This window comes from Kitasatospora sp. NPDC004723 (assembly GCF_040609255.1).
Lineage (GTDB): Bacteria > Actinomycetota > Actinomycetes > Streptomycetales > Streptomycetaceae > Kitasatospora.
Window position 1 is genome coordinate 26,344 of sequence record NZ_JBEXJT010000069.1, and the last position, 6,884, is coordinate 33,227.

The 6,884-nt window shown below is 71.6% G+C and carries 10 protein-coding genes; 8 read left to right on the forward strand and 2 right to left on the reverse strand.

Annotation, left to right across the window (positions count from 1 at the left end; translation table 11 throughout):
• Nucleotides 1-541 precede the first annotated feature (541 nt).
• Together ABZW10_RS36700 and ABZW10_RS36705 are read right to left on the reverse strand one after the other, a co-directional pair.
• Complete coding sequence (locus ABZW10_RS36700) at nt 542-1,777, reverse strand: XRE family transcriptional regulator (protein WP_355375384.1); 1,236 nt, start codon at nt 1,775-1,777, stop codon at nt 542-544.
• A gap of 201 nt (nt 1,778-1,978) precedes the next feature.
• Complete coding sequence (locus ABZW10_RS36705; protein ID WP_355375387.1) at nt 1,979-2,725, reverse strand: GntR family transcriptional regulator; 747 nt, start codon at nt 2,723-2,725, stop codon at nt 1,979-1,981.
• Nucleotides 2,726-3,141: 416 nt separating this feature from the next.
• Between ABZW10_RS36705 and ABZW10_RS36710 the strand changes: the two genes are divergently transcribed.
• The 8 genes from ABZW10_RS36710 to ABZW10_RS36745 all read left to right on the forward strand — a co-directional run bounded on the left by ABZW10_RS36710 (nt 3,142) and on the right by ABZW10_RS36745 (nt 6,762).
• Nucleotides 3,142-3,687 (forward strand): hypothetical protein, encoded by a 546-nt coding sequence (locus ABZW10_RS36710; RefSeq protein WP_355375390.1) that lies wholly within the window; start codon nt 3,142-3,144, stop codon nt 3,685-3,687.
• Between the two features lie 121 nt (nt 3,688-3,808).
• A complete protein-coding gene (locus ABZW10_RS36715; protein WP_355375392.1) occupies nt 3,809-4,225 on the forward strand; it encodes a hypothetical protein in 417 nt (138 codons plus the stop codon).
• Nucleotides 4,225-4,419 carry a hypothetical protein gene (locus ABZW10_RS36720; protein ID WP_355375395.1) on the forward strand — a complete coding sequence of 65 codons (195 nt, stop codon included), beginning with the start codon at nt 4,225-4,227 and terminating at the stop codon, nt 4,417-4,419. The genes ABZW10_RS36715 and ABZW10_RS36720 overlap by 1 nt, the downstream gene beginning before the upstream one ends.
• 168 nt (nt 4,420-4,587) lie before the next feature.
• Nucleotides 4,588-5,004 (forward strand): hypothetical protein, encoded by a 417-nt coding sequence (locus ABZW10_RS36725; protein ID WP_355375397.1) that lies wholly within the window; start codon nt 4,588-4,590, stop codon nt 5,002-5,004.
• Between the two features lie 5 nt (nt 5,005-5,009).
• Nucleotides 5,010-5,153 carry a hypothetical protein gene (locus ABZW10_RS36730; protein WP_355375399.1) on the forward strand — a complete coding sequence of 48 codons (144 nt, stop codon included), beginning with the start codon at nt 5,010-5,012 and terminating at the stop codon, nt 5,151-5,153.
• Between the two features lie 253 nt (nt 5,154-5,406).
• Nucleotides 5,407-5,670 carry a hypothetical protein gene (locus ABZW10_RS36735; protein ID WP_355375402.1) on the forward strand — a complete coding sequence of 88 codons (264 nt, stop codon included), beginning with the start codon at nt 5,407-5,409 and terminating at the stop codon, nt 5,668-5,670.
• Nucleotides 5,671-5,791: 121 nt separating this feature from the next.
• A complete protein-coding gene (locus tag ABZW10_RS36740) occupies nt 5,792-6,412 on the forward strand; it encodes a hypothetical protein (RefSeq protein ID WP_355375405.1) in 621 nt (206 codons plus the stop codon).
• Between the two features lie 137 nt (nt 6,413-6,549).
• On the forward strand, nt 6,550-6,762 hold the full coding sequence (locus tag ABZW10_RS36745; protein WP_355375408.1) for a hypothetical protein: 213 nt from the start codon (nt 6,550-6,552) through the stop codon (nt 6,760-6,762).
• Nucleotides 6,763-6,884: the final 122 nt, after the last annotated feature.

A 6,884-nucleotide genomic window follows, 5' to 3' on the forward strand; every position in this document is an offset into this window, starting at 1 on the left:
GCCGGTTGTGGTTCCTTGGGAAAAAACCGCTGGTGGTCGGTTGGAAGCCGATCCCCCAGCAGCCCGCTCAACGGTGTGGAAGCCCGAGAGCGGGGTGGAGCAGGTAGGCCGATTCGGGGTGGAAATCCCGAAGAGCGGCCGGCGGAGTCCAGACCCGTGGAAAGGTCGGGCCCCGCCACAGACGGCTAGGTCACGGCACACCCCCACACAGGGGGCAGCAGACCTGGCCGCACATACGACGACGGCACCCCGCCGGAGCGAGACCGACTCGGTCGCTCCACGGCGGGGTGCCGCGCGTATGAGGGGGTGCCACTGCGGGTACCCTGCATAACGTCACCACCTTCCGCGTGGTCGACCGGGACGGGCCCCTGGCCGGGCGCCGATCCACTTGAACGCCGTCCGGACCCTCGGGTCCGGGCGGCGAAGTCGTTTTGGATCACTGTCGGGGCCAGCCTACCCCTGTGGACAACGCGCAGAGTAGCCAGAAGTTCACCGTGTCGATCTGATGATCCAACGCTCCGCGAGCTGATCAAGTTCGCCGTCATGCCCGTGGTCCCCGCAGCTCACGGAGGTGCTCGACGAACGCGGTGGCTTCGGGCGCGTGGGCGTAGCGGTCCTGGAGGACTTGGCCGAGGTCTGCGGAGACCATCGCGAGCGACGGCAGCGACCGGCGCTCTCCTTGGAGAGCCCTCTCGCCGAAGGACAGCGCGGTGTCGAGGTCGCCTTCTCGCGCGGCGACCACCCCGAGGGTGACCCGGGCCTCAGCGATGCGCATCGGTGCCCGCTCGGTTCCGTCGAAGTCCGTGCTGGCGCGGATCACCTCGCTCGCCAGTTGCTCGGCGAGGCGGTTCTCGCCGGCCTTGCGGTAGGCGTCCATCCGGTAGAAGTCGAATTTCGCCGGGTCGACAACGAAATGATCTTCGATGTTCTCCGGGTACGGGAGCCGCTCCAACAGCAGGCGGCCCTGATCCAGGGCAACCTCAGTCTGCTGCCGGTCGCCGATCCGCGCCCACGCCTTCGCCTTCTGCGCGTACAACTGGGCAGCGACGGACTCGTTCGGCGCGATGGCGATACCAGTCTCGGCGGCCGCGATGACGCCCCGGTAGTCCCCCCGGGTCAGGCAGAACCACGCCTTCATCTCGTGCGCCCAGCCCTGGACACTCAGCTCGCCCGCCTCCGCTCCGAGGAGCAGTGCGGCCTGGCGGGTCGCCTCCGCATCGCGCGGCCGGCCGGAGTCGTACTCGACGCACCCCACCAGTAGGGAGAGCTTGCCCGCGAGCGCGATCAGCTCGCGGTGCTGGGCCAGGTTCACCCGCTGATGTTGGAGGCCGACGACGCGGGCCAGCCACGCCCGTCCCTCGACCAGCAGTTGGTCGGCGGGCATGTAGGCGTACTCGCAGCACAACCGGTCGGCGGTGATCCGCAGTGCGTCCAGGGTGGCGGTGTCGACGTCGCTGGCGCGGAGCCTGGCGATGATGTCCACCGTGTCCATCCCGCTGACCTGGATGATCTCGGCCCGGCCGTCCCGCCGGCCCCGCTCCGGGAAGAACGCGCCGGTGGTGGTTCCGAAAGTCTGGGCGATCTCCTTCTTGTACTTGGACGGCTGGGTCTCCCCGCCCTCCCAGCGCTTCCACTGTCGCAGGAGGTCTTGCTCCACCACCACCTGGTCGAGCGGCAGCCGGGCCATCAGCGCGCGAACCGCGTCGACCTGCGACCACCCCCGAGCAGCGCGCTCCTCCACCATGCGCCGAGCCCACGTCGGCCTGTCGTCCGCCATAGCAGCTCCCTCCCACAGTTGATGTTCAGCGAGTCTCGCAGTGCAGTACGGGTCTGCGGAGGTGACAAGGGGCGGTGACAACTTGAATGTCACCGGCCCCTGTCACTTTGAGCAGCGATCCCCCCTCGGCACAGTGATCAACGCCAGGCGGGAGAGCCGCCTGCTGGTCCAGGGGAGGGGCGGTAGGTGTCTAGTGAGTGGCTAGCCCGCGATGCTGAGCGTCAGCTTGTGGTGCAGAGCGGTAGTGGTGACTGTCACGAAGACGGTGCCGCCCTGCGGATCGCGTGCGATGCTCACGATCCGGAACGCGGGGGTTCCCTCTGCCACACCGAGGGCTGCAGCTGCGGCCTGGTCCATCGCCTCAGCGGAAATCTCGGTGTCGGTCCGCTCGACGTTCCAGCCGAGCCAGTCTGCGAAGCGCACCCCGGCTGGCGGAGCCATGCGGGCAGCTCCGACCGGAGCCAGCAGGGGCGGAACCCCCTCGTAGCCCTCGGGCCGACGAGAGGCCAGCTCGTAGGGCACGATCGTGATCTTGTGCTGGACCGGGGCATCATCCACCCAGCGCACACGGGTTCGCTCGACGATGTCGGTGTCGGCGATTCCCCATGTAGCCATGTCGGGCGGCGCGGGCAGCTGTCGGACGAGCGTGGTCGCTTCGCGGGCCTCGCTGTTGGACGGCGCCTTCCAGATCGGAATGCTCAGGTCAGGGGGGCCGAAACTGCCGAGGTGGGCCTCGGCCGTCCGGCCAGCGGTAACAACGGTGCCGCTGCCCGGCTCGGTACGGACGAGGCCCAGGGCCGCCAGCTGGGCGTAGGCCGCAGCGATGGTCTGCTGGCTGACGCCGTGCTCCTCAGCCAGCGCGCGGACGGCAGGGAGACGCGTCCCGTGGCGGTAGCGGCCGGTGGAGATCCCGTCTCGGATCTCGGCCGCGATGGCGGTGGCGTTCATCTGTCTCCTTCGAGCGACTGCGTGACCTCAGGCTATCGCGTCAAGCAGTGAAGGATTCCATCTTGACGTGCGTCAAGGCAATTCTCAAGCGTCTTGACACCTTGGGTGCACGTGCGCTGTACTCGTAGTGCACCGAACGCCACGGGGAGTCAAACCCCCAAGGTCAGAGCGGTGGCCTCATAGCTGAGGTTACGAAGAACAGCGGTTGTCAGCCGCCTTCGGGCGGTGGCGAGGTCCAGGGGTTGTAGCTCTAGCTCCCCCAGCGTCGGACGGCCGTACCTGATATCGACAACACCAGTTTGAGCAGCGTGCTGCGCTGCCTGTCCGCCAGGACACCAGCCCATCGGGCCGGGCCTGGCGGGCGGAGAGAGCAGCAACTCTCGCCCCCGTCCCCTCGACCGTTCCGGAGGAATCCGATGTCGACCCGCACCCGTTCCCGCCGCACCTACGGCCGGGCACCGCTCAAGCTCAGCCAGCTCAACCCGGCCAACATCGACATGGTGAAGGCGGCGGTCGTCTGCCCGGACTGCGACACCTGGCGCCGCGTCGTCGGCAAGACCGACCTCAAGGTGATCGGCCACGAGCGCGGGACGTCCGATCACTGCCCCGGCGGCAACCGCCGGGTCGAGGTCGACCTGACGCCGGACCGGTGGGTCGCCCGCCTGCGCCGCCAGGAGCTCGACGCCCTGTCTGCTGAGACGCGCCGCGCGGCCACCCAGCACTACAAGCCGCTGCCGGCACAACCCGGCCCGGTGCACCTGATGGCCACGCCCCGGCCGGAGGAGGCTGAGCACACCGCCAGCGAGCGCAACGCGCGGGCCCGGCAGCGCATGGAGCAGTGGAAGACGGTGGCGAAGGCCGTCAGGAACGTGGACAGCGTGCGGGCCGACCTGCCGACCGATGCGATCAGCCCGCTCCGCGGCATCGAGGCCCCGACGAAAACGCTGCGCCCCGCCGCCTGACACACCGCCAGTACGAACCGCCCCGGCCGCCGCCCACCCCGAGTACGAGGGGGTGGGCGGCGGCCGTTGCTCTGCCCGTACAGCATCCCCGCCCCGTGTGACCGATTCCGAGGAGACCGCGATGTCCGACCCCCTCACCGCCCCCGCCGCCGTGCTGCTGGCCGAGGCCTACACCTGGCACTCGGCCGCCCTGCGCGACCTGGTCCTCGAGCTGCTGGACGACGCCGACCCGGACAACATCGCCAGCGACACGGTCGACGACCTGTGCGCCGAGCTGTGGCTGCACGCCGCCGGACTCCTGGCGGTCCGCAGCTACTCGTACACCGAACTCCTCGACGTCCTGGACCTCAGCGCCGAGATCCTGGTGAACCGCCTCCAGCACCAGCTGCCGGTGCGCCTGGCGGGTCGACTGGCCACCGCCGCCGACGCGGTCGACGTCGCCGAGCTCGCCGCCGCCGCGACGGACCACGGCCCCCTCCCCCGTCCCCGGAGCCGGTGGGCCCTCAGGTACATGAGCGCGCTGCACACCGCGGCCTGATGCGTACCCACCTGATCGCCTACCTGGCCCGTACCGGCGCCGGCGTCGAGCAGGGCGTGGCCCGCGTCCCGTCGCAGCGGGGCCGGCCGTCCTGGCACGAGTGCGCGGCCGTCGTCCCCGGATACCTCATCGGCCAGTACCTCGGTCCGGATCCCGAACCGCAGGAGAACCGGCCCGGACATCGGCCCGCCTGACCTGCCGACACCCGTACGAACCACCACGGCCGCCGCCCACCCCGACCAACGGGGTGGGCGGCGGCCGTGGCTGCTCGTGCAGCCAGCACGCAAGAGGCCCCGGGGGTGCAACCCCGGGGCCGAGTCGGTCGCACCACCCACCCCGCTCAGGACGAGAGGACAACGACCGTGACCATGATGGCACTCGCCGTCGACATCCCGCACCTCGCCGTTGAGGACCTGGACGAGTTGTACGGCCGGTACGCCGGCCGCCTGCTCGTGGCCGCCGCCGAGCAGCTCGCCGACATCAGCCCCGCCGCCTCGGACCTCGACGAGGACCTGGCCGACGCCGTGTGGGACGACGTCGCCGCCGGCCTCTACCCCGACGAGAGCCGCGGCCTGGACGGCCTGCTCGTCCTCCTCGCCGACAAGGTCCGCCGGATCCGCACCCGCTCGCTCGCCGCGAGCGAGGCGGTCCGCGAGGTCGTCATCGACCTCGACGACCTCGCCGACACCGAGCCCGCCCCCACCGGGGTCGTGCGGCCGCTGCCGGTCACCGTCTCCGCCGCCGTCGCCACCCTCCGCTCCCTCCCCCTGGCCGGCTGACCCCGATGAGCAGCCAGCACCTCGGCGACCAGGAGGTCGCCCGCCGGATCGCCGCCGCCACCGAGGCCGCCGCGGCCGCCGAGCGCGCCCGCCAGCAGGCCGAACAGCTCCGCCAGCAGCAGGCCGCCAGCCAGGGAGGCAGCAAGTGACCTTCACCGACCCCATGCTCTGCCGCTCCTACGGCGGTGGCGGAACCCCCGGTACCCCGGCCCCGAAGGACCCGCCGATCACCTCGAAGAAGGGCGGGTCCCAGTGAGCAGCCCGGAGGACCAGGCCTGGACGCAGCGGCAGATGGACGAGCTGCTGCGGCGGGCCCGCGAGATGCACCAGCGCGCGCAGGCCGAGAAGGCCGGCGGACAGAAGAAGTAGCCACCACCACACGAGACGAGAGGGGATCCGCCCGTGAGGACGACCGAGGAGTACGAGGCCTGGCAGGCCAGGCTCGCCGCGATGCACTCGGCGTACGAGGAGGCTGACCAGGCCGAGTACGTCGCCTACATGGACGAGCTCGACGCCCGCGACGTCGCGCGCTGGGCCGACCCGCTCCTGGAGCAGCCGGCCACCGGCGGTGTGCTCCTGGAGCAGCGGCACGTCCTGGACGAGGCCGCTCACCCGGAGACCGTCGCCGCGCTCCAGCGTCTCGCCCTCCTGGCCCCGCCGGTCTGACCGCTGCCGGACGCTGTCGTTCGCCGCCGCGCCCCGCCCCCGTCAGCACGGGGTGCGGGGTGCGGCGGTGTTCGACGGTGCCCGACGCACCCGCCCCTTCTCCCCTATATAGGAGGACCTCGTGAGCAAGCCGACCTGGATGGCCTCGCACCTCGGCGCGGAGCACTCCCCCGACCCGCTGGCCCAGCTGGTGGAGCTGGGCCGCTGGCTGGACGACCCCGCCCGGCGCCTGGCCTGGCGCGCCACCCGCAAGGAACGCGCGGTGGCCGTCACCGACGCCGACCGCGCGCACGGCGACGCCCGACGCCCCAGCCAGGGCGTCCCGGCCGCCCGGATCGCCGACCTGCACGAGCAGCTGGAGCTGGCCCACGGCCGTGCCGGCCTGCTCGCCCTGGTCGAGGAGCTCGCCGAGCGGATGCGGCTGCGGACCACCGCCACCGTGCACCGCCCGGACCCGGTCGACGACGCCCAGCACCTGCGGCTGCTGGCCACCCGGGTCAGCACCGGCACCCGCGACCTGCTCGACGCCCTCGGGGCCGACTTCGTCTACCCCGACGAGGCGCACCGCAGCGCCGAGGCCGCCCTCGGCGACCTGCTCAGCCGCCGCCAGGCGGCGGAGGCCACCGGCGCCCGGGCCAGTCTGAGCCGCTGGGCCGAGCAGGTCGAGTTCGCGGCGACCGTCGTCCAGAGCGCCGCTGTCCCGGCCATGCCCGCCGGGAAGGCGTCCGGGCCGATCACCTGACTGTCGGCCGCCCGCCGGATCGCCGCCGCCCCGCCCCGGCTTCACCGGGCGCGGTGCGGCGGTGTTCGTCGGTGCCCGACTACCACGCACCGGATCACGGCCGGGACCGTCCCGGCCCCCACAAGGAGGAAAACACTATGGCGCAGCAGGAGACGAACAACCAGGTGAGCGGCTCGACGGTGAACGGGATCGCCGTGCAGATCGGTACCGCGTCCGGGCCGATCAACATCGGCGACGGCCCGCAGTACAACGACCTGCGCAGCGGCGGCACCTACATCACGCAGGGCGCCGAGCCGACGGTCGTCGACAGCCGGTCGGGGGTCAGCAGCATCCCGCTCGACCTCATCTGACCCCCGACCGGGTCTCTGGCCGTCGCGCACCGGCCCCGCGGGAAGCGGCGCGCGCAGGCTGCGAAATCCCGTGAAGCGGGCGTAGCCACTGCTAGCGTGGGAGATCACCTGGGGCAGGTTTG

Bases quoted from the DNA above. Each gene is read 5' to 3' on its own strand.
- ABZW10_RS36710 (WP_355375390.1), top strand. From the start codon at position 3,142: ATGTCGACCCGCACCCGTTCCCGCCGCACCTACGGCCGGGCACCGCTC.
- ABZW10_RS36700 (WP_355375384.1), bottom strand. From the start codon at position 1,777: ATGGCGGACGACAGGCCGACGTGGGCTCGGCGCATGGTGGAGGAGCGC.
- ABZW10_RS36715 (WP_355375392.1), top strand. From the start codon at position 3,809: ATGTCCGACCCCCTCACCGCCCCCGCCGCCGTGCTGCTGGCCGAGGCC.
- ABZW10_RS36745 (WP_355375408.1), top strand. From the start codon at position 6,550: ATGGCGCAGCAGGAGACGAACAACCAGGTGAGCGGCTCGACGGTGAAC.
- ABZW10_RS36730 (WP_355375399.1), top strand. From the start codon at position 5,010: ATGAGCAGCCAGCACCTCGGCGACCAGGAGGTCGCCCGCCGGATCGCC.
- ABZW10_RS36705 (WP_355375387.1), bottom strand. From the start codon at position 2,725: ATGAACGCCACCGCCATCGCGGCCGAGATCCGAGACGGGATCTCCACC.
- ABZW10_RS36720 (WP_355375395.1), top strand. From the start codon at position 4,225: ATGCGTACCCACCTGATCGCCTACCTGGCCCGTACCGGCGCCGGCGTC.